This is a genomic window from Clostridium swellfunianum, from assembly GCF_023656515.1.
GTDB lineage: Bacteria > Bacillota > Clostridia > Clostridiales > Clostridiaceae > Clostridium_AT > Clostridium_AT swellfunianum.
Genome location: NZ_JAMOFV010000006.1, coordinates 1,324,067 through 1,347,233 on the forward strand (window position 1 = coordinate 1,324,067; position 23,167 = coordinate 1,347,233).

The following is a 23,167-nucleotide window of genomic DNA, read 5'->3' on the forward strand; positions in this document are numbered from 1 at the left end:
GCTCTCTATCTTGGTACTTTTACTTTAGATAAAATATCTCTAATAACTTCATCGGACCTCACCCCTTCAAGCTCTAATTCAGGCTTTAGGGTTATTCTATGTCTCAAGGTAGGTATTGCCATTTTCTTAATATCTTCTGGTATTACATAGTCTCTTCCATTGTAATAAGCACAAGCCTTAGAGCACTGGAGCAGTGCAATTGAGCCTCTTGGCGAGCTTCCTATTTCAATGGTAGGATTAGTTCTAGTTTCAGAAACTATGTTTACTACGTATTCCAACAGTGCTTCTTCCACCTTAACCTTTTTCACTTCTTCTCTAGCTCTTAAAATGTCCTCTGCGGTATATACTCTTTCTAAATTACATTTGCCTAAATCAATACTTGAGAATCCTTCATGATGCCTTTTTAAAACCTCTTTCTCCGCATTATTAGAGGGGTAATCAATAATAATCTTCATTAAAAACCTGTCTACCAATGCTTCAGGAAGAGGATAAGTGCCTTCATACTCTAAAGGATTTTGTGTTGCAAACACCATATAAGGTATAGGCAGTTCATGCATCTCTCCATCGATAGAAACTGTGTTTTCAGACATTGCCTCTAAAAGGCCTGCCTGTGTCTTTGGTGGTGTACGATTTATTTCATCTGCTAAGATAAAGTTTGTAAATACTGGGCCTTTTTTAAGTTCAAATTCTCTTGTCTGCAGATTAAAAATTCTTGTACCCGTTATATCTGCTGGCATAAGGTCTGGAGTAAATTGAATTCTTTTAAAATCCAATGAAAGTGTCTTTGCAAGTGCTCTAACCATCAAGGTTTTTGCTAGTCCTGGTACCCCTTCAAGAAGTACGTGCCCTCCGCTTAATAGGCTTATTATTGACTGTTCTATAAGCTCTTCCTGCTCAACAATAACTTTTTTAAGCTCATCATTTATTTTCTTAAGGTTTTCCAATATAAATCTCTCCTTTTCTTTAACACTTTATTAAGCTGCTCAATAACGCTGATAATTCTTGTATAATCTTTATTCTTTTTCTTTAGTTTTGTATCCTTCATAAATTCATAAACCTGCTTTGCTTTGTTAAGTTCTGCAAGCCCCTGTCTTTCCCACTCCTCAATCCATTCTTCTTCATTAGATTTCAGTTGCCTTAATAGATTGCTGTAGTATATATCAGCTATCAAATCGTATGCTTTCGTCTGTCTATATAAAGAAGAGGCTGAGTACAGATATTCATTTTCAGTTCTTTCAACTTCATCATATAAGGCTATAGGCTTTCCAAAACGCTTGCCCTTGCAGTAGAAAAATGCTGCCAGGCTCAATATAATCTGGAATACTAAAAACCTTAACCATAAAGGCACATAATCCCATAAAGTTTTATTTGATGGTTTATCATACAGATGGGACTCATTAAAATATATCTTTTTATTACCTTGCTTGCCTATCTCTTCGAGCAATTCATAGGCTCCAGCCGTATTGCTCATGAGTTGTTTATTTGTTATTTGAAAAGCATCATATCCTACTACTATTCCATTTCCATATTTATAAATTATAAACTTTCCTCTTATTTCAGGCTTCAAATCAAATTCTACAACACGGAAGCTTTCTGGAGCTAAATGTATTAAAGTTCCACCTTGATTAAGCCATGTTTTAAGCTCCTCGCTATTCAAATTAAAGCTTCCTCCAGATGCAGCAATTTGAATTGTATTTATATCATGTTCAATTACAGGTTTCAAACTTCTTTCTGCTGGAAGCTTTAGCTGCCTTAATGTTTCATAAAACACACTAGATCCCATAGAAGATTTGTTTATAACAGAATAAGCTGGAAGCTTATTTTCCATCCTGCTTGAAACAAAAAAAGCTGCCCAAAGAAAAATTGGAATAAGGATTAAAAATATAATTAAATCTCTGCTTTTTCTAGCCTTCATATTCAATCACCTTCTTCCACAAAAGCTCAACCCCTTCGCTCCACTGATTATAACTTTCCTCATCAGCTAGCCTGTGTCCATACCAAGTTTGATTGAATATATCTGAAATTCTTTTAAATACATCTGCCCTATCAAAATTACTCTTTCGTAAATACTTAAATATTTCTTCATTTGTTTTAGTCTCATCAAGATAAACTAAATTTTTCTCATGCATTAAAAGCAGAAGTGCAATAAACTCAAAACGAACAGCCTGTCTTAAATCTCCTGTATTCTTAAAGCTTAAAGCCTTTTGTCTTAAAGTAGCTGGTGTAGTCCTGTGGTCAATTTTTTCTCCGAGTATCTCCTTAACTCTTTTCTTTCTTTCAAAGGTCTTATTAATCTTAACTATTATAATTACTATAATAGCCATGATAGCCAATATCCCAATTATCATGAACACTGTTGAAAGTGTATCTGAAACCTTAGCTGGATTATCCATATTTAAAAGCTTCTTCTTAAACCACTTTTGTAAGGCATTTGACAGATTATCCTTAATATCTTTTATAAAATCCTTTATAGGATTCTTTAAATGCGCATATTCTGTACGGTTTAATATACCATGTACAGCATCATCAAACTTATCTTTAGAGGGAATCATTAAACTCAGTAACTTCACTTACTTGCTTCCTTTCCTCATTTTTTTGAATTTCCTTAAGTTTTAAGGCTATATCCAAACCTTCCTTCTTAAATCTTTGATTAAAATAAAGCATAGATATCATTATGATAGATATAGGACTTATCACCATCCATGTAATAAGGCTTATAGGCCAATTTGCATATCCATAAATTATACTAAAGAAGGTCATAAAATCTTCGCTAATATTTAAAAACTTGGCAATTAGATAAACTAATCCTGAAACCACTGCTAATAAAGTGTCAATAGAAGCCCTTAATGCAAATACAGTTAGGCTAAATAAAAGCGTATACCCAAATACCTTCCAGTAGCTGCCTCTAATCAAACTAAAGCTTCGTTTTATAGAAGCAATTATGCCTCTTTTCTCTATTACTAAAATATTTAGGGTAAAGTCAAACCAGGTTGCATATGCCATTATCACAAAGACTATAGCCAGCACAAAAATAAGCGGTGGTATTATAAATAAAAAACCTCTTCCTGCATACATATCAAGGTTAAACATCATCTTGTCAAATATTCCAAATGCAGACTTACCAATAAGCCAAAATATGCCCCCAATTGGTACAAACATTAATACCCCAATAAGTATTATTCCATAAACCTTAAAAATGCTCTTAAAGGAAATTTTTATTGCATCTTGGGCAAAAACTGTTTCACCTGTGTATTCCTGACTAACAATTTTAATAGTTCCAGCATAAAGGCTTATACCAAAAGCTGCAGCTAGTATACCTATGAAAGCTAAAAATATACCCATAAGCCAAAAGCTTTCAAGCAGTCCTGCAAACAAAGCTGATATTATAACACCAAGAATTATAATTAATAGGACAGAAATAAAAGCTACAATTCCATAACCTATAGTAAATAACGCTATGCTTTTCACATGCTTTCGTAAAATCTCAATTGATTTGTCCATTATCTCTGAAAGACTCATTATACCCATATAAAATCTCCTATGCCAATTTTTTCTAACAATGCTAATTTCTATTTTACTATAAGAAGTAAAAAATAAAAAGATATAATCACCTAATAAGGATTACATCTTTTGTATATATTTACCTTCTAAGCTTGAAGCTTGCCTAATCTCTTGGAAGCCTCCACAAGCTTTATATGCTTCTGATTATATTTTTCATAAACTTTTAGCTTTTCCTTAAGTCTAACTCTAGCGTCTCTATTAGGATGAAGCTTCACATGTTCAACACATTTATCAGAACAAAAGCCCTCATGCACCTTCTCACAAGCTTCACAGCAGATGTGCTGATCGTGGCAGTCGTCATTTGTGCAATTTATATATCTATCGCTAGGCTGTCCGCAATGCTTGCACCTCGATACAACTACATCTTCCTCAGTGTTATTTATTTTCACAGAAATTCTTTCATCAAACACATAGCACTTACCCTCAAAAAGTCTTCCTTTGGTGTTCTCATTCTTTCCATAAGTCACTATGCCGCCTTCAAGATGATACACCTCATTAAAGCCTTGATTTAAAAATACTCCAGTAAGTTTTTCACATCTAATTCCACCTGTGCAGTAGGTTAATATTTTCTTATCCTTATATTCAGACAAGTTTTCTGCTATCCATTGTGGAAACTGCTTAAAGTTTTTTACTTCTGGCTTTATAGCACCTTTGAAGTGTCCTAGTTCATATTCATAGTCATTTCTTCCATCAACTACTATCACATCATCCCTTTGAAGCATTTCGTACCATTCCTCTGGTTTTAGATATTCACCTACCTTTTCATTGGGACTAATATCATCCTCTGGAAGCAAGGTTATAATACTTTTTCTATTTCTTACATACATCTTCTTAAAGGCATTTTCTTCTACTTCATCAATTTTAAAAACCATATCAGCAAACCTTGAGTCTGAATGAACTTTCTCCATATAAGCATTAGTTTGCTCTACAGTTCCTGAAACTGTGCCATTCAAGCCTTCTTCTGCTACTAAAATACGCCCTTTAAGCCCAAGCTGCTTGCAAAGCTCTAAATGCTCCTTAGCAAAATTCTCGGGATCTTCTATTTTAATAAATTTATAATATAGCAAAACTCTATATTCCTTGTTCATCTTTAGCCCTTTCTAAATCTCTATTATCATTTTTAAACTTTTTTAGCTACTAATATAATAAAACAATCTGCATAATTTGTAAATGATAAATATTATCACCTAAAACTTTATATCAATTTCCAATAAAAAATCCCTTGAGAATAAAAAATCTCAAGGGATACGTCTTTAATTGAAGGCCTTCCAGAGGCTGCCCTGTGTGTTTATTATTGACATTATATCTTTAAATGGTATTTTAAACGTCGGAAATCCTGCTGCATAAGGTGCTATTTCATATGGTGTAAAATAAAGGTATAGATTATTTTCATCTATATAAAAAGGCTGATTGGGTTGTATGCCTTTATAAGAATCAGGAAATACGTATTCATACTGTGGCTGGGTTTTTATCATATTTCCTACGATATCGCTAAGCACTTCTACATAATTACTGTTTAGCTTAAATAAATCTTTAAGCTCATAAAAGCTTCCACTTACTAGGTCTATATGCGGATAAGCCTTTGTAGGCATGCCATGAGCTGCACCAAAAGGAAAATCATAACCATTTAATTCGAGAACAAGCAAGTTCTTTTTGAAAAACTCTACTGAAAAGTCTCCAGAATAGCTTGATTCAAGCTGAACATTTCCTGGAATGTCTTTAACCTGCGAAAGCTTCTTTAACTTATTATTTACATCAAGTTGTACCCTTTTGTTCTTCATTCCCTCTATTTGTGGATAGTACACCAAATAATCCTTATTAGGATTAAACTTTTGTTCAATTACTTTATACTGATTATCGAGAGGAATCGTTGTATTCTGCTTCCAAACCAGCTTTCCCTGCATATTATAGTAGGATGTTCTATTATCCACAAAAGCCTTTATTAATTCTCCTTGAATTATCAAACTTCCACCTCCGCTGACAATTGGCATTGTTTTTACTATCCTTCCACTCTTATCAATAAAGAATGTATTTTTATTGTCTGAGGCAGAAGCTAAGCCTCTATTATATTTTTCTATATTATTATAAATAAAATCTGTAAGGAAGGTTCCATTTGTATCAGCAACAGCATACTTTGAACCCATATACGGCTTTTCAATGTCTGTAGCTTTTCCTACACTTACCCTGTTTTCTCCAAGCAAATTCAGATTATCATACAGAGGCTTAATTACAATACTTCCCTTCCTATCGATAAGCCCATATTTAGTTTTATAACCAGCTGCAGCATTTATAACAGCTCTTCCATTCTCAAAACCTTGTGTCCCTTCAAATTGAGGCTGTATTACGATGTTCCCTCTTAAGTCAATATAACCATATTTTTCACCAGCCTCTTTTTGGAAGATTAATAATCCGTCGCCTAAATTTCCAACAAAGTTATAATTAAAAGTTTGAAGCACCTTGCCCTTTAAATTTATAATAGCATAATGCTTATCATTTATTTTAACCAAAGCTATTCCATTTATAAAATCGCTAGCCTCTTCAAATTTTTGAGGTATTACTTCATTGCCCATTCTGTCTAAATATCCATAAATATATTTTTCTGAAGATCCTAATCCCCCAAATTGTGCTCTACCATTTCTAAAACTTCCTATATAATTATAGGCCTTTGATGTTATTTCTTTTCCAGCCTCATCTATTATCTTAGCACCCGACTTGTCTCTAACTATAGCCCTGCCTTCTGAAAATTCGTCTATGCTGTCATATTTAGGCTTAAGTACATAATTTCCTTTGGTATCTATAAGCCCAAAAATATTATTTTCTCCTGCAATAGCAAGACCACTCTTCTGGAAGTTAAAAGCATAGTCGAACCTAGGTTTTATTACAAATTGGCCTTTATTATCAATGTAGCCGTATTTAATTCCACCTATAACCTTAACAGGAGCTAAAGATAAATTCCTTGCTTTATTTCCTAAATCCAATCGTGATTTTTGACTTACATTAGATAAAACATACCAGTTATTTTCTTCTCTCTTAAGAGCTATAGTATATCTTGCTCCCTCTAAGCTATAAAAAGCAATCACTTCGTTTTCATAGTCATTATCTACATCTCTTAAAAATATAGCTGGTCTCTTATATTGATCCTTACTTATAAGCAATCTGGCTTCAGGCGGTAAAAAATTATTAACAATACTAATTAAACAGTTTCTGCACGGCATATCATATTCCCTTCATTAAATTGTTGCTATAAATATCATATGAAATATAAGTAGTAACTGTGCTTATATACATTTCTACAGCATTGGTAACAATACAAGAATATAGGAATATAAGAATTTATATGGCTAATAAATTTCAATTTATATTTTAAAACACAAAAAACAGGAGTCCCCTCCTGTTTTTGATTATCTTCCGTTTGCTTTTAATATATTTGCCTGGTGAACTGGATCTATTACTGGATCTGAATGCCCTACTGAATTGTAAAAATATAGGTCACAATGTCCGGCCATGCCGTTTGTATAATTGTCTGTGGAACTATGAGGCATACCCGTTAAGCTTACTGCCATCTGATAATTTACTCCACCCTTAGTGAAAGTTAACACCATTGGTCTTTTATGATCATTGTTCCAAGACCAAGTTCCGTATATAGATTTCATTATATCCGTATCCTGTTGAGTTAATGTTACTATGTCACTGTGGTTTGAGCCACCATAGTATCTAATGTTAAAAGTCTTTCCTGTTGCAAGGTCTCTTAAAGTTCCTGTTGTTCCTACTGTCCAGAGTCTCATGGCATTATCCCAAGTATAGATATCACCATAGTTGCTATTTACTCTTGCAGTCATCATTGTTATACCTACTGGTTTTGTTGCTACATTTGAGTTAACTGGTATAGTCAATATTTGATTTGGCATAACGTAATCTTTAACAAGCATGTTTGTTTTCATTATTGCATCTACAGTTGTCTTATACTTTTGAGCTAAAGTCCAAAGATTATCTCCAGATACCACTTTGTAGTTCACAGTTTCAATAACTGGTGCAGATGGAACCGGCGCAGGAGCAGGAGTCTGTACTAAACTTCCTTGTATCTTCAATACTTGTCCAACATATATCGTTGTAGAAGTTAAATTATTAAGCTTCATTATATCTTCAACTGTAGTACCATATTTCTTCGCTAGAGTTGATAGATTATCTCCTGAAACCACTTTATACTCAATGGTTCCTGTTGAAACAGAAATTGGAGCTGCTGTTTCAGCTATCTTTATCACTTGCCCAATCTTTAGGGTTGTAGTAGTTAAATTATTAAGCTTCACTAAGCTATCAACAGTTGTCCCATACTTTCTTGAAATTAGCCATAAAGTATCCCCAACTTGAACTATATGTATTGGGGAAACCTTTAGAGTTTGTCCAACATAAATAACATCGGAAGTAAGTCCATTCCAACTCTTTAAATCACTAACTGATACCTTGTAAGCTGCAGCTATCCTCCAAAGTGAATCACCAGAAACCACGTTATAGGTTGTTTGAGTTTCTGCAGCAAAAGCCGCTGTAGGAATAAATGTGCTTGATAATATAATTGCTGACACTACAACTGAAAGAAGTTTTCTTTTCATAAAATAGCCCCCTGTATTCGACATTTTTTGTAGTTCCATTATAACCGATTTCAGGGTAAAAAAAAGCAGGGAACTAAACCCTGCTTTTCCATCTAATTTACCTATAGCAGTAACCCCTGCTATTTTTTTGCTTGCTCTAAAGCCTTGCTAACAGCTTCTAAAACTCCCTTTGAGGAATTTGTTGCTCCGCTTATAGCCTCAACTCCATCAGTTCCTTGCTTTTTAATTATATCCGGAATCATGTTTTGTTGGACACCTTCAACTAAAGTTTTAGTTTCCTTCTGTTCTACAAGCTTAACATCTTTAATCTTTCCCTTTTCAACTTGTACAGAAACCTTTATATCAGAAGAAGCTCCTCTTCCAGTACCTTCATAAGTTCCATCTTTATATTTTCCACTGCTGCAGCCAACTAATAATACTGCAGTTAAAGCTGCTGCTGCAAATATATTAACTATTTTTTTCATACGTTTTCTCTCCTTCTATTCTTAATAAGGGGTATTGACTAAGCTAGTTGTACATTAGCTTAGTCAATTATCTATAATGAAATTATTGGGGGCTATTGTTATTTTGCTAAAGCAGCTGCATTTCTTCCTGCTATTCTACCGAATGTAACTATATCAGCAAGCGCATTTCCACCTAGTCTATTTCCACCGTGAACCCCTCCAGTAACCTCTCCTGCTGCGAATAGGCCCTTTATAGGTTGTCCATCAGCATTTACTACTTGAGCATTTGTGTTTATAACTATTCCACCCATTGTATGGTGAACAGCTGGAGTAACCTCTATTGCATAAACTTTGCCTTGATTTAGTTGTCTTGGCATATCTGCTCTCTTAAATTCTGCATCACTCTTAGCTGCAACTGCATCGTTGTAGGTTTTTATTGATGCTTCAAAAGCTGTTTTATCTATCTTAAGCTTATCTGCTAACTCTGAAACACTGTTTGCCTCAGTTACTAAATTCATGTTGAAGTATTCTTCTGTAGCTTTTAAGCTTTTCCTCATACCATCGTCAAAGAAAAGATAAGCAACTTTATCCTTCTGTGAAAGAATAGCCTTTGAAACTACGTCTCTTGTTTCAAGCTCATTTATAAATCTTTTTCCATCTTTATTTATAAGGATTGCTCCATTTCCTCTAACAGCTTCAGTAACCATTACAGCCTTACCTGGCACAACTGTTGGGTGTGTTTGGATTTCCTTCATATCAACTAAATTAGCTCCTAGCTTTGTAGCAAGATCAATTCCGTCTCCGGTTGCTCCTGCATGGTTAGTTGTAGCAAATCCTTTAAGGTTTGGATCATACTTAACAACCATGTTTTCATTAGCTGAGAACCCACCTGCTGCTATAACTACTGCCTTAGCATTTATTGTGTATTCTTTTCCTTCTTTGTTTGTTGCCTTAACTCCAGAAACCTTTCCTTCCTTATCAACAACAACTTCTGTAGCCTTGTTCCAAAGTCTTACATCTATCTTTCTATCCTCAGCAGCCTTCTTAAGAGTTGCAACTATTTCTGCTCCTACTGCTCCTCCACCTGTTGGTCTGTGAGTTCTGTTAACACTTGCTCCTGCCATTCTACCAACGTCGCTTAGGTCTCCACCTAGTTTAGTTATCCAAGCAACTGAGTCTTTAGCATTTGTTGCTAATACTTTAACTAATTCAGGGTTGTTCTTATTGTATCCACCCTTCATAGTATCCTCTATCATAAGTTCAACGCTGTCTTTTACTCCAGCCTTTTCTTGTTGAGGAGTTCCAGCTGCGTTTAGTCCTCCTGTTGCTCTGTTAGTGTTTCCACCAACTATAGGCATTTTTTCTAAAACTACTACTTTTTTTGTTCCATTTTCATAAGCTTCAACTGCTGCTGAAAGCCCTGCTCCACCAGCTCCTATAATAACTATATCTGCACTTTCTGTCTTTGCGCATCCAGCAAACATGGCTGTAGGTGCTGCAATCAATGCTGCCATAACTAATGATAATACCTTTTTCTTCATTCCTATTTCCCCTCCCAATGTTGTTATACCAAAAGTATATTTGTTAATTAACAAACAATCAATTTTATGGTCTTTTATTTCTTTTTGGTCTTTATGGTCTTTAAGTGGGTAATAGCTGGCAGCATAAAAATTATCTGAATTTATTCATTGTAATTGTGGTGTAATAAGCTACACTGATACTTTAAATACAAGATATGGTATAATTTAATTATGGTTTGTTTCAAACTTGTAAAATGGGTGAACGAACTTAATTATTAGTTGAGCTTTTTTATGTATCAATTATCAATAATATGAGAGTGTATATGTTTTAGATAAAGTGTAGACAAAATAAATATATAGAAAAATATATTTTGAAATGAAGGAGTGATAAAGTATGGCCCTAGGTCTTATTTTAACAATAGCTGCAATTATAGGAATAATCTACGGTAAAAAAAATAAAAATCAAATCCTAGTAATAACCTCTGCAATCCTGTTGGCTGTGATTGCAGCTATAGGAATATATTTTTTTAAAGACCCTTATTAAAGGTTAGGATTGAAATAGAACAACTATGGCACGAGAATACACTAATTATGCAATCAAGTTATGTATCCTTTTCTAAGTCAACGAAATACTTGAAGTGATTATAAATAAAAGGCCTTGCAGCCTTCTCCTTCACAGAGCAAAAAGTTAAAAAGTTAAGAAGTTAACTTCTTAACTTTTTAACTTTTTAACTTTTTCTTCCGCGAGATAAAGCAGCAACTGATGATTTAAAATGTTTTGCTAGCATATAGCTCTATAAAAATGTGTCGGCCTTCCTATCTTTCCGTACTCAACCTCTAGCTGCAGCTTGTTTTCTTTAACCATATAGTCTAGATATCTTCTTACTGTAACTCTTGCCATTCCAAGGTCATCTGCCAGTTCATCCGCAGTAAAGAAGGATTTTTTATTTTGCGCTGCCATCATTATCTGCTCATAGGTATGCACACTTAAACCTTTAGTTAGATTCATTTCCTCCTTAACCATAGGCTCTTTAACTGAACTTAGAATAAACTTATCTATAGTATCCTGCTGCACTTCCTCACACACGTTTATGCTCTCATATCTTTTTTTGTACTGTGTTAGAGCTTCCTTAAATCTTTCGAAGGTGAAGGGTTTTACAAGATAATCTACAGCACCGTATCTGAAGGCTTCCTGAACAGCGCCAATGCTTTTGTCTGCTGTTATGAGTATGGCGTCTGAACTTAATTCTTTGCTTCTTATCCATTTTAAAAGTTCTAGACCATTGCCCTTTAGCAGGAATACATCCAATAAGATTAGATCAGGAGAAAGCTCCTGAATTTTTTCTTTAGCTTCTTCAACATTTCCAGTGCGATGAATAACCTTGAAGCCGCTTAATTTACCTACAAATTTTGTATTTATATCCATAACCATTGGATCATCTTCAATTAGCATGACCTTTATCATTTAAAACACCTCCATTCTAAATAGTTACATACCAAGTTGTTTCATTTCCCGTTGTATAGTTTATCTCTCCACCAACCTGATCTATTATTTGCTTAACATTATTAAGTCCAAAGCCTCTAAAGCCCTCTTTACTTGACGAACCTCTTTCAAAAAGCTTCTTACCAAACTCTTCTGGTATTGGTGCCCCATTGTTTGAAATTTTAATATAAACTTTACTATCCATTTCTTCGATAGAAAAACCAATTTTGCCGTCTGAACTCCCCATAACAGCCTCTATGGAATTTTCAATAAGATTCCCAACTACACAAATCAACTCGTCTTCGTTAATACGGTCAGGCAATCTGCTTAAGTAGGATTTTTCATCTATATCAAACTGGATTTTTGCTTCTGCAGCTTTGTTATACTTGGATAACAATAGTCCAGCTAAAGGTGCAACTTTTATACTGTTGCTTAAAGTGCATATAAGCTCATTTCTTACATTTGAAGTATGCTGTATAAATTCCACAGCCTTGTTATACTCCTCAAGCTGAATTAGTCCAGAAATAGTCTGCAGCTTATTCATAAATTCATGATTCTGAGCTCTTAAGTTCCATGCAACTTCCTTAAACCCTGTCAAAGCTTCTGCCATTTGCTTGGTTTTAAGTTTCCAAGCAATTTCATTGGGTTCCATTCCAAAAATAGTTTTCTTAATGTTATAGGCCAGGATAACAGAACCTACAACCCCTATAAAAAGTCCTATGCCTATATAAGGTATAAACCTTTTAAGCAAGCTAAAAAATTCTTTATTCAAATCACCAATAAGTATTCCGACACACACTGCCCCAACCTGTGTTCCCTCTTTATATATCGGAGTAAATGCTCTTAACGAATATCCTAGACTTCCTTGTGCTTCACTTACATAGGTTTGTCCATTTTTTAAACAAGATTCCTCGTCATCTCCAGTAAATTTTTTACCTATCTTCTCGGGTAAGGGGTGAGAGTATCTTATCCCATCCATATCCATAACGGTTATAAATTGAACTTTTGTCTTAAGTCTTATTCTTTCTACTGTTTCCTGAATCTTATCAGCTCCATTAGGATCTCCAATAGCCTCTTGAATATCTTTCATGCTTGCAATTACCGCAGCAGTGTTTTGAACATTTCTGCTCATTTGCTCCTTAACATTTTCCTGCATTTCATAGTAGGAAAATAAACTTACTATACCTAGAGTAACTGTAAGAATAATAGTCATAAAAACCATTATTTTATATTGAAGCTTCATAGTTCCTCCCATTGGCTTAATAAATTTTTAACAATCTAATCACATTATATTATATTTCGACAAATTTTGAAAGAAAATTTCTTATTGCTTATATAATTTTAATATCACTAATAGGTAAAAATAATTCTATATGAAAGGAAGTGATCATGCTTATGAGCATAAATGGATTTTATTTAATGCCTCATCCTCCTATTGTTATTCCTGAAGTAGGAAGAGGCGAGGAAGAAAAAATAAGTACAACAAGTAGCAGCTTAAATAAACTTGGAAAAGAAATCTCTGAAAAGGCTCCAAGCACAATAATTGTAATTACACCTCATGGCACCATGTTTCAGGATGCCATTGCACTTGCATATGAAGATAAAATTAAAGGTAGTTTAAAAAACTTTGGTGTTCCTGAAGTTTCACTTAATATTGATATAAACAAATCACTTACTAGCAGAATATTTGAACTTTCAATGCAAGAAGATATACCTGCTGTAATGGCTACTAATGAGCTTTTAAACCAATATAACGCTTCTATTAGCATAGACCATGGAGCTCTAGTACCACTGTATTTTATAGATAAATACTATAAGAACTACAAACTTGTTCATATAACATACGCTCCCATTAGTGATATGGAGCTTTACAAGTTTGGCATGATGATAGCTAAAGCTGTAGAAAACCTAGATGAAAATGCTATTTTTATAGCTAGTGGAGATTTATCTCACAGGCTTAAGGAAGAAGGACCTTATGACTTCAGTCCTTATGGGGAAAAGTTTGATAGGGAATTTCTTTCTAAGCTTCAGGAAGGAGATGTACTTGGGCTTTTTAATATGGACAGAGAGACTGTCTGCAGTGCTGGGGAATGCGGCAGACGTTCTGTACTAATAATGCTTGGAGCCTTAGAAGGTAAAAAGTTTACTGGAGAGCTTTTAAGCTATGAAGGAACCTTCGGGGTTGGCTATGGAGTTATGAGTCTGCACTCTGCCTCTGGGAGTGAATCAATGTTAAAAAAGTTAGAAGAGCTTAAAAATGCAGCTCAGCAGAAGAAATTAAGTCAAAGCAATCCTTATGTTAGACTTGCAAGAGAAAGTCTAACAACCTACCTAACTACAGGAAAACCAATGAAACATATACCAAACTATGTAACTGAGGAAATGAAAAATACTAAGCGAGGAGTTTTTGTATCTTTAAAAAAATATGGTGAGCTAAGAGGCTGTATAGGAACATTTTTGCCTACAACTGATTCTGTTGCAGAAGAAATAGTACGAAATGCTATTGAGGCAGGTGTTGAGGATCCCCGCTTCGGTGAGGTTCAGGAAAGCGAACTTTTGAATATAGATTTCTCTGTAGATGTGCTTACAGAGCCTTTACCGGCTGAAAAAACTGAACTGAATCCAAAGGAATACGGAGTAATAGTTGCAAGCGGAGGACGAAGAGGCTTGCTGCTGCCTGATCTTGAAGGCGTAGATACAGTAGAGGAACAGCTTTCTATAGCACTTCAAAAGGCTGGCATAGGACAGCACGAGCCTTATACTATAAAAAAATTTAAGGTAATAAGACATAAGGAAGAATAAGCTTAAAGGATGATAAATTATGAAAGTAAAAGCTATGTATTATGAAAAGCTAAAAGATAAAATACACTGCTACCTCTGTCCTCATAATTGTGTAATAGAAAATGGACACTTTGGAAAATGCAGTGTCAGGCTTCATGAGGATGGTGAACTTTATAATCTAAACTACGGTGAAATAACCTCTCTTGCCCTGGACCCCATTGAGAAAAAGCCACTCCATTATTTTAGGCCTAATACCTGGATTCTTTCTGCAGGGAGTTTTGGTTGCAATTTTACCTGTTCATTCTGCCAAAACTACAGTATATCCCAGCATAAACCTGACAGCCAATTTGTTTCAAAGGAACAGCTTGTCTCAACTGTTCTTACGACAGAGGACAATATAGGAATCGCCTTTACCTACAACGAACCAAGCATATGGTATGAGTATGTGTATGACTGTGCCAAACTTTTGAAGGAAACAGATGAAAGTAAAGCAGTAGTTTTAGTAACTAACGGCTATATAAGCGAGGAACCCTTAAAAGCCCTTCTTCCTTATGTTGATGCAATGAATATAGATTTAAAAAGCTTCAGCAATCGATACTATAAAGATATTTGCGGCGGCAGCCTAAAACCTGTACTAAGCACAATTGAAATCGCTGCTAAGTCCTGCCATGTAGAAGTGACTACACTAGTGGTAAGCGGCGAGAATGACAGCCTCGAAGAGATTGAGGAAATTGCTACGTTTTTAGGAAATATAGACAGAAATATCCCTCTTCATCTATCAAGATACTTCCCTAGATACAAGATGAATAATCCTCCTACTGACGTGGATTTTATGTTCAAGGCTGAAGAAACAGCTAAAAAATATCTCAACAGAGTAGGGCTTGGAAATGTTTAAAATATAAATCTTTAAAGAAATGTAGCAAAAAATCACCTCAAATATATTGATTATATTTAAGGTGATTTTTTGATCCAAATTTATATTAAATGCTGCTGTCTTTCTTTTCCCATAAAGAATATAGCTAAATTACCTGGACCTCCGTGAGTCCCGACTGCTGGCCCGGTATAGTTCATAATAACATCTTTCACTTTAACCAGCTTTAAAATACTATCTTTTAAAGCAAGAGCTTCCTCAATACAATCCCCATGACATATTCCAATAGTCTGTTCCTCTGGATTTTCTATTCTCTCAGCAAGGATTTCTGCAAGCTTCGAAATTGAGCCCTTTCTTCCTCTAACCTTTAAAAGAGCCATAACTTTTCCTTCGTTATTTATTGTGAGTATAGGCTTAATATGAAGCACCATTCCAAGTATTGCTGCAGTTGAAGATATCCTTCCACCCCTTTTTAAGTGGCTCAAATCATCTACAGTCATATAAGTATTGAGGTTCTGCTTGTTAGTTTCAATGAACTGTGCTATTTCCTCTAAGGAACTTCCTGTTTCTTTCATTTCAACAGCTTTCATAACCATAAGCCCTTGTCCAAGGGATGCGGTTAAAGTATTTACGATTACTATATTAATCTCAGGATTTTCATCTAAAATCATGTTTTTAGCTATAGTGGCACTATTTTCTGTTCCACTTAAGCCAGTAGATACACATATATACAGTATGTCCTTTTGTTTGTCTGCAATCTCTTTAAACTTTCTATAGAATTCTTCTACACTAGGCTGTGAAGTAAGTGGCATTTGACCATTTCTTAAATCATCAAAAAACTTTTTATGAGATAAGTCTTGACCAAAGTCATCCCTATATTCTTTACCATTGTAGCTACAGCTTAAACTTGCAAATTTAATTCCTTTTTCATTTATATAGTCTATAGGTAAATCGCTGCATGAATCCGTAAATATCTGAAAATCCTTCATATAATAGCTCCATTCTTTTAAATAATTTGTCGTATGCTGTTAAAATAATGCTATCATACAATAGAAACCTTTACAACTTTATTATATATACTATTGATGAAAAATTTATCTCTTTATAAGCTACGGCTTTTCTACCTTCCCCATAAAGACAATAAGACCAGTTTTCTTATCAGCTATAGCATATATAAACGGCCTATCCGCAGTAAAACTTATTGGTTTATCAGCTTCAATAGACACACTCTTCATAACAACTGCTGTAGCAGAAGCTGCTTCTGTACCCGCCTCATTGACATCTATATAGCTTTTTTGCTTTACAAGGCTTATATACAGCTTTGTTTCCTCTGTAATATTTCTAAAGTCTGCCTTACCTCCAAAAGCTTCTTTCATTCCAAAATCCATTAGCATATCGTTTAGCTTTTCTTCAAATTCTATTTTAAACCTTGGAAGTGAAACCTGAACCTGCGCTTTCTTAAAATCCTTCATCCAGTTGCCCCAGCTTTCCAAATTCATATCCTTCATGAGCTTATCTATACTTCTGCTCTTGTTTGGCAAGAACACATACATACCAAAGTTATTGTCCTCATAAGGAATTCTTACTGCTTCAAAGCTGTCATTTTTAAGATATTCCACACTCAAGCTTTCCTGCATCATATCTACATTCTCAGTTCTGCTCTCTGAATTAGTAAAATGAGCCTTCTTAGTATGACTTTCAGTAAAAGGCTTACTCCATTTACCTTTGAAGTAAACAGTGTTAATAAGAGTCATGTAGGTGTTTAAATCAAAGGAATCTACTATCTTATCTATTTTTCCCGCTGTATGATTATAAACCCACTTATTCACAGAATCTACTGAGCTTTTCTTTGAAAAATCAAGTTCATTTATTTCAGCCTCATAATACTCTTGCCCTGCTGCCTTGAAATCCTTTTTCACAGCTGCGCCTTTCTCAATCCAAACAGAATTTCCAAGCTTGGTCTCAATTCCTTTTAAACTGTTGAAATGAGCTATGATATTTTTATAGCTATCGTTTATAGTCTTATCATCATAGCCTTCCATTTCCAAAGCCTTAAGCATTTCCACCTTAGTATTTCCTGCTGCCCCGTTTTGCGTAAGGGACAGTATAGTGTTTAAACTTAGCGGAGATATTACTATATTATCCTTACTGTTAGATTTTATAGTTTCTCTTAGAAACTTAAAAGCTACCTTGTTGTTGGCGTTACTAATTTTATCCACTGGTACAGCAAGCTGCTGAGCCTTTATAGTATATTTATTATTTACCTCTATTGGCTTTCCTGCTGAACAGCCTGAAGCCGACAGCATAATAAAAGAAAGAATAATCCCTAATATTCTTTTGGTTCTATACATTTTACCCTTCTCCTCTTCTTAAAAAATTTCTCAACCCTCTATAGTTTATACGTTTGCTCATTGAAAAAGTTATATTGTTAACTTTTTTATCTGTATATAATGCAATAAAGTTCTTACATTAATGCTGTCACAAAATACCCAAGCTTTAAGGGTTTTTGGGACACCATTAATGTATTAGAACTTTTGCATTATATATGTAATAAAAAAATCCTGCGAGTATTAAAAATTCTCGCAGGATTTCTTAATTTCTATTTTACTTTACAAACTCATTATCCTTAAACTCACCAATTTGCACTTCTCCATCAGCAAACACATACATTCCTTTTCCTTCTCTCTTATCGTCCTTCCACTCACCTGTATATTTATCTCCATCTGCCCAGTTATGAATGCCATGACCGTGTCTTAAATCTTCTTTCCATTCTCCAATGTAGGTTTCTCCATCATACCAGGTATATATTCCCTGACCTGACTTCACTCCATTTTCCCAGTTGCCAACGTACTTGTCGCCATCTGGCCAAATATATATGCCATGACCATGCTTTTCATCGTTCTTCCACTCACCTATATATTTTTCTCCATTAGTCCAAGTATGAGTGCCTTGACCGTGCATTTGGTTATCCTTCCATTCTCCTACATATCTACTTCCATCCTTGTATATATAAATGCCCTGACCATCCATCTTGCCGTCCTTGCGTTCGCCAAAATAGGTTCCGCCGTGAACATGCTCGCTTTGGTGTGTTTTAACAGTTCCTGCTTTAAGTTTATTTAAACTAGCATCACTTAGTTGAATTTTCTTCATATCTTTATCTCCTTAAATTTTATAGTATAGGATAAACTTTATTTTAAACTAAAATTCAAAACTATACTATAGTTTCTCACGAAGCTATACACTTTATTTATCGAAAAGGATAGGTAATGAATACTGATTTCCCATAAGCAAGTCATATTGTATAAGCTCGTATTCTGCTAAAAGATCCTTCTCCTCGCTTTCAAGTTCAGCATTTAGCTTTCCTTGCGAATTTATAGTTATTCCAGATTTTAAGCCTGGAAGCTTGCTCTTCAATTCTTCCAGCATGGCATAGTAAGGTATAACAGGCTTGTTGAGCAAGTCAAACAAACTAACTCCAAGATAAGCCGGACTTATAGTATTAAGTTCCTTTTTGTCCAACTTATTAGTTGAGTATATTAAAAGAGGTGTTTCTGAATATAACTTCTTTCCTTCATTACTGTTTTCATCTGGAAAGCCACCCTGCTTATAAACCACTGAGTTTAAGCTTGGAAGATGGTCTCCAAAAAACACTACTATAGTTGGTCTATCCAATTTTTCCAACCCTTCAAAAAGATTCTGCATTGCAATGTCTGATTCTTTAATTCCTTGGGAATACGCTTCCAGCTCCGCAGTAGTTTCCTGAGTTAAACCCTTTATAGAAATTGTCTCCTTACCATACTTGCCCTCATAGGCAGGAAAGTGATTCTGCATTGTAACTACGTGCATAAAAGTAGGTACATCCTTTTGCTCTAATTGATAGAGTATTTCGTCTACAACGGATTGATCAGAAATAGATGTATTTTCAACTAATGCATTTTGATACCTCATATCACTGTCACCGATAAAATTATTAAATCCTAAAGTATTATAAACTCTGTCTCTTTTATAAAACATTTTTTTATAAGCATGCAACGCCAAAGTATCATAATTTTCATCTTCAAGAATGCTTACTATTGATGGTACCTGCTTCTTCTTTTCCATGGAATCCTGATAGGGTATAGAACCCGGGAGAATATTATACATAGAAAACCCAGTAAGAGCTTCAAACTCCGTGTTTGCTGTATTTCCTCCAAATACTGGTGAAAGAAGCAAACCAGAAGATTGTTCTGACATAATCTGTCTTAAATTTTGCATAGGGTCTTCGCTAAATTCTAATGTACTAAGTCTTGTAGGATCCCAGAAGGCTTCAGACATCATAAAAATGATGTTTGGCTTTATCTCCTCTGAACCAGCTGCTATCCTTGTTTCATTAATTTTATTTGCTTCCAATCTATATTTTTCAGCTATCTGCTTAACCGTTTCCTGGCTGTAATTCTCGGGTTTACTCATGGAAACACTTTGTAAATTAAATAAGGTTCCAAACACAAATCCATTATAGTCATAATTTCCACGCTGATCCCAGGCTATCTGCTCTATACCAGCTAAAGCAAAGTACTTTTTAACAAAGGTCTTATCATAATTAACATAGCAGTAAACAATTGTTACTGAAAGCACCAGCATAGCAAACCGGCTTGATAGCTTTATAGTAAACTTAGGTGCTTTCCTTAGTACTATAGCAATCAATATAATAAGTATGCCTGCCCCAATAATTATTTCTTCTATATTTCCTCCAATCATTTCGATTAGCGGCTTAATGAATCTTATTTGATAAAAATCTATAGGGTAAAGAGGCTCACCCAAAATAGACAGCTTTTGTATATTGGCAAATGCAACTAAATAGAAAAATATTAAACCAAGGATGGAACTCACACTGATATTTCCTATTAATGAGGCTATAATTAAATAGATAAAAAATATTAAACTTGTTCCAACTGTAAAATTAATTATATTTTCTCTTATCCACTGAACTGTTAAAGGTAAGCTTTTTAACAGCTGAGAATATTGAAGAATGAAATTAGTAACAACTGCCAAAGCAAAAGATAAACAAAGCGTTATAATGATTGAATGTTGTTTGACACTCTTTGGTACATTAATAGTCATCCTCAATCCTCTCATCTCCCTTCCTTTTAGTCAACATTAAAATTTTAATGTTTTTATATGTCCATTCAGTGGTCATTCTATGAATATTTTATTAATAAATATCTTGCTAATTAGCTCATGTATTTATTCATGTAAAAAACTATTGCATTTTATATAAAATAGAGGCATAATAATATCATTGCTGATAATAATTATCAATTATCTTAATTTACAGGAGGATACATAATGGAAAAAGTTATATTAAGCGATGAAGCTTATAATGAATTTAAAGCCTTCCTAGATGAAAATAATGTAGGAAATAATAGTATTAGAATTTATCTAGCAGGCTCTGGCTGAAGCGGCCCATCATTTAATATCTCAGTTGGAGATAAAGAAGAAAATGATATTGTTGAAAAGGTTAAGGATATTACTTTTGTAATTAAACCTGAAATTATAGACGAATTTGGCGCTATGACTATTCTATCAAGTGAAGAAAATGATGGAATGGGCCTTTCACTTAGACCACTTCTAGAATCAGAAGGTGGCTGCGGCGGAGGCTGTTCAGGCTGTCATTAAAAACAAAAGGACTTTAGATTACTCAACATAGCGTAATCTAAAGTCCTTTTGTTTAAGCCGTCTTACGTAAAAAAACTATATCTTTCAGCATAACTAAAGCAGCAAGGATATTTATAATAAGTCCAAACAAAATTGCTGAATTAGTACCAAACTTTGCAAAAACAAAACCAAATATAGGTGCACTAGTTATAGCAGATATACCTATTATGGATTCGGAAAGACTTAAACAGCTTGCCTTATATTTTGCTGGAGCCAGATTATATATATATGTTTTATACGATGCTGTAACTAACCCAAAGGCAAAGCCAGACAGTACACCCATTGATATTACAGCTACTGCATTACTGAATATCAAAATAACCGTAAGCCTTATTATCTGAAGTACAAAGGCTGCAAGGATAAGCCTTTTGCTGTGAAATTTCTTCAAAAGCCTTGATGTAAGGAAAAATGTCACTATTTCTGGCGAAGCATCAAAGAAATATGTAAGCCCTAAACTTAAAGCTCCTCCTCCAAAATCTCCAACCAAAATCCCAAGATAATTATATATTCCTCTCATCGCAAAATTGTAAGTAAACATGATTATAATCATGATAACAATCTGCCTAGTCCTAAAGATTACTGATATTGCTTCTTTAAAGGAAATATCCGTTTCATTTTTCTGATTTTGATTGCTGCCATGAGCATTTTCATTATCAGATATGGTGTAAGTAACAGCAAGCATTATAATAACAGCTGCTGTGATATAGAAACCGTAAATTCTCCATCCAAAGCTTTGAAGCAATACTCCAAGCAAGGCTCCTGAGAATCCATAACCTATAGATCCAAAGCCTCTCACTCTTCCAAAATTACTCTGCTGATTATATTTTTTAAGGATATTTATGCACCATGCATCATTTAAAGGACTAACACCTGCAACGAAAAAGCCCCATATTAAAATAAGCAAATATATCTGCCAGCTTGCTCTTGTAAAAGGAAATCCTATACCAACTATTACTCCCATGCTTATTGAAACTAAGACTATATTTTTTATATGTCCAAATTTATCTACTAAATATCCGATAAAGCTTTGTCCAACTAGGCTTGACATAGTATATATTGTAACTGCAATACCTACTTCTCGTTTTGAGTAACCAAGCTCTAGAATATACATAGTATACATTCCTACCACACTTAACATCATTGCCCAATAAAAAAACATATAAATTCTAAATTTCTTTATCTCTTTGTTAATTAGAACCATCCCCTCTATGCATTTCTTTAATATTCTAATAAAGTATACCACAGCAAATAAATAGCTAGTAGTTATTAATAAAATTAAGATAATTAACTTAAATATTTTAAACCTAAGTGTAGAAATTACGTAATTTAAAAAGGTTTATATATCAAAAGGTATTTTAGGATATACTGAGCAAGAAAGCCCTCGCGCAAGTTAATGCTTGAGGGCTTAAATTTCATAAATTAATTTTTAAATATTACTGCTGGCAGTCTGCCTTAGAAGTACTTGACCTACATACCTCCACACCAAAAATATAAGCAATGTTTGTATTGGAAACATTATACCACTAGTTACTAAACGAGTTGGCAGTATTGCAAATATGGCTTTCTTATAGAGGATATTCAGCCAAAGGGTATTAAGTCCTAAATCAATAAATAGTTTTATAGTTAAAACTGCTGCTCCAACTCTTACTACTGTAACCTGCTTTCTATAAAGAAATAAGCCGTAGATAACTCCGCCTAATAACGCACTAAGAGTAAATCCTGGAAAAAATGGTCCTTTGGGAAAGAGAAATGTACCTATTAAATCAGAAAGTGTTGCAGTTATTCCACCTACCATAGGACCAAACATTATAGCTGCTAAAGCAATTGGAATAAACCCGAAGCCTATTCTTACTATTGGTGTTTGTATTGCAACAAACCTTGTCAGCACTACCTCCATCGCAACGAATAATCCCATGAATACTATGATCCTCGGATTTCTCATAACGCCCAAGTGTTTTTTGATAGAATCAATAATTTTTTGCATAAAAAAAACTCCTCCTCTTAATATTAATGGCAATACGCCACAAAAAGAGGTTGAGCCTCTATTCTGTGGCAGCGGAATGCGACAATTGTACCGCAGCTTTTAAAGCTTTCGTCCAGTGGCAACTTCCCGTCCAACTAGCACTTAACGCACAACTATCTACTCTGCCTTTCTATACTTTATATTATATCTTATTTTTCTTTATTACTAAATACAATATATAAAT

21 protein-coding genes and 1 riboswitch are annotated in these 23,167 nt (G+C 34.4%); of the genes, 4 read left to right on the plus strand and 17 right to left on the minus strand.

Features of this window, described 5'->3' with window-relative positions:
- Nucleotides 1–5: 5 nt before the first annotated feature.
- From NBE98_RS06025 to NBE98_RS06065, 9 genes are all read right to left on the minus strand, one after another.
- Nucleotides 6–944 carry an AAA family ATPase gene (locus tag NBE98_RS06025; protein WP_250813596.1) on the minus strand — a complete coding sequence of 313 codons (939 nt, stop codon included), beginning with the start codon at nt 942–944 and terminating at the stop codon, nt 6–8.
- Complete coding sequence (locus NBE98_RS06030) at nt 923–1,915, minus strand: DUF4350 domain-containing protein (protein WP_250813598.1); 993 nt, start codon at nt 1,913–1,915, stop codon at nt 923–925. Before NBE98_RS06030 ends, NBE98_RS06025 begins: the two co-directional genes overlap by 22 nt.
- Nucleotides 1,905–2,570 (minus strand): DUF4129 domain-containing protein, encoded by a 666-nt coding sequence (locus NBE98_RS06035; protein WP_250813600.1) that lies wholly within the window; start codon nt 2,568–2,570, stop codon nt 1,905–1,907. Before NBE98_RS06035 ends, NBE98_RS06030 begins: the two co-directional genes overlap by 11 nt.
- Nucleotides 2,539–3,528 (minus strand): hypothetical protein, encoded by a 990-nt coding sequence (locus NBE98_RS06040; protein ID WP_250813603.1) that lies wholly within the window; start codon nt 3,526–3,528, stop codon nt 2,539–2,541. Before NBE98_RS06040 ends, NBE98_RS06035 begins: the two co-directional genes overlap by 32 nt.
- Nucleotides 3,529–3,647: 119 nt before the next feature.
- A complete protein-coding gene (gene trhO, locus NBE98_RS06045; protein ID WP_250813607.1) occupies nt 3,648–4,649 on the minus strand; it encodes an oxygen-dependent tRNA uridine(34) hydroxylase TrhO in 1,002 nt (333 codons plus the stop codon).
- A gap of 165 nt (nt 4,650–4,814) precedes the next feature.
- Entirely contained in the window at nt 4,815–6,776 is a 1,962-nt protein-coding gene (locus NBE98_RS06050) for a WG repeat-containing protein (protein ID WP_250813609.1), read from the minus strand.
- 186 nt (nt 6,777–6,962) lie between these two features.
- Nucleotides 6,963–8,168 (minus strand): LysM peptidoglycan-binding domain-containing protein, encoded by a 1,206-nt coding sequence (locus tag NBE98_RS06055; RefSeq protein WP_250813611.1) that lies wholly within the window; start codon nt 8,166–8,168, stop codon nt 6,963–6,965.
- Between the two features lie 119 nt (nt 8,169–8,287).
- Nucleotides 8,288–8,632 carry an FMN-binding protein gene (locus NBE98_RS06060; protein WP_250813613.1) on the minus strand — a complete coding sequence of 115 codons (345 nt, stop codon included), beginning with the start codon at nt 8,630–8,632 and terminating at the stop codon, nt 8,288–8,290.
- Nucleotides 8,633–8,730: 98 nt separating this feature from the next.
- A complete protein-coding gene (locus NBE98_RS06065; protein ID WP_250813617.1) occupies nt 8,731–10,152 on the minus strand; it encodes a flavocytochrome c in 1,422 nt (473 codons plus the stop codon).
- A 373-nt stretch (nt 10,153–10,525) separates the two neighbouring features.
- Here NBE98_RS06065 and NBE98_RS06070 point away from each other — a divergent pair, with 373 nt between their 5' ends.
- Entirely contained in the window at nt 10,526–10,675 is a 150-nt protein-coding gene (locus tag NBE98_RS06070) for a hypothetical protein (RefSeq protein WP_250813621.1), read from the plus strand.
- 237 nt (nt 10,676–10,912) lie between these two features.
- Here the strand turns inward: NBE98_RS06070 and NBE98_RS06075 are convergent, their stop codons facing one another.
- Together NBE98_RS06075 and NBE98_RS06080 are read right to left on the minus strand one after the other, a co-directional pair.
- Nucleotides 10,913–11,596, minus strand: a complete 684-nt coding sequence (locus tag NBE98_RS06075; RefSeq protein ID WP_250813622.1) for a response regulator — start codon at nt 11,594–11,596, stop codon at nt 10,913–10,915.
- 16 nt (nt 11,597–11,612) lie between these two features.
- Nucleotides 11,613–12,857, minus strand: coding sequence for an ATP-binding protein (locus NBE98_RS06080; protein WP_250813623.1), 1,245 nt, complete (start codon nt 12,855–12,857; stop codon nt 11,613–11,615).
- A gap of 152 nt (nt 12,858–13,009) precedes the next feature.
- On the opposite strand from NBE98_RS06080, the gene amrA reads away from it, so the two are divergent.
- Together amrA and amrS are read left to right on the plus strand one after the other, a co-directional pair.
- Nucleotides 13,010–14,416 carry an AmmeMemoRadiSam system protein A gene (gene amrA / locus NBE98_RS06085; protein WP_250813624.1) on the plus strand — a complete coding sequence of 469 codons (1,407 nt, stop codon included), beginning with the start codon at nt 13,010–13,012 and terminating at the stop codon, nt 14,414–14,416.
- Between the two features lie 19 nt (nt 14,417–14,435).
- On the plus strand, nt 14,436–15,290 hold the full coding sequence (gene amrS / locus NBE98_RS06090) for an AmmeMemoRadiSam system radical SAM enzyme (protein ID WP_250813625.1): 855 nt from the start codon (nt 14,436–14,438) through the stop codon (nt 15,288–15,290).
- An 80-nt stretch (nt 15,291–15,370) separates the two neighbouring features.
- Here the strand turns inward: amrS and NBE98_RS06095 are convergent, their stop codons facing one another.
- From NBE98_RS06095 to NBE98_RS06110, 4 genes are all read right to left on the minus strand, one after another.
- Complete coding sequence (locus NBE98_RS06095) at nt 15,371–16,255, minus strand: DegV family protein (RefSeq protein ID WP_250813627.1); 885 nt, start codon at nt 16,253–16,255, stop codon at nt 15,371–15,373.
- 120 nt (nt 16,256–16,375) lie between these two features.
- On the minus strand, nt 16,376–17,617 hold the full coding sequence (locus tag NBE98_RS06100) for a serpin family protein (RefSeq protein WP_250813629.1): 1,242 nt from the start codon (nt 17,615–17,617) through the stop codon (nt 16,376–16,378).
- A 253-nt stretch (nt 17,618–17,870) separates the two neighbouring features.
- On the minus strand, nt 17,871–18,416 hold the full coding sequence (locus tag NBE98_RS06105) for an MORN repeat-containing protein (protein WP_250813630.1): 546 nt from the start codon (nt 18,414–18,416) through the stop codon (nt 17,871–17,873).
- A 93-nt stretch (nt 18,417–18,509) separates the two neighbouring features.
- A complete protein-coding gene (locus NBE98_RS06110; protein ID WP_250813631.1) occupies nt 18,510–20,366 on the minus strand; it encodes an LTA synthase family protein in 1,857 nt (618 codons plus the stop codon).
- Nucleotides 20,367–20,591: 225 nt separating this feature from the next.
- Between NBE98_RS06110 and NBE98_RS06115 the strand changes: the two genes are divergently transcribed.
- Complete coding sequence (locus NBE98_RS06115) at nt 20,592–20,921, plus strand: HesB-like protein (RefSeq protein WP_250813633.1); 330 nt, start codon at nt 20,592–20,594, stop codon at nt 20,919–20,921.
- A gap of 52 nt (nt 20,922–20,973) precedes the next feature.
- Here NBE98_RS06115 and NBE98_RS06120 read toward each other — a convergent pair whose 3' ends face one another.
- Entirely contained in the window at nt 20,974–22,161 is a 1,188-nt protein-coding gene (locus tag NBE98_RS06120) for an MFS transporter (protein WP_250813635.1), read from the minus strand.
- A gap of 225 nt (nt 22,162–22,386) precedes the next feature.
- Nucleotides 22,387–22,944 carry a folate family ECF transporter S component gene (locus NBE98_RS06125; RefSeq protein WP_250813638.1) on the minus strand — a complete coding sequence of 186 codons (558 nt, stop codon included), beginning with the start codon at nt 22,942–22,944 and terminating at the stop codon, nt 22,387–22,389.
- Nucleotides 22,945–23,011: 67 nt separating this feature from the next.
- Nucleotides 23,012–23,110: riboswitch (THF riboswitch) on the minus strand.
- Nucleotides 23,111–23,167: the final 57 nt, after the last annotated feature.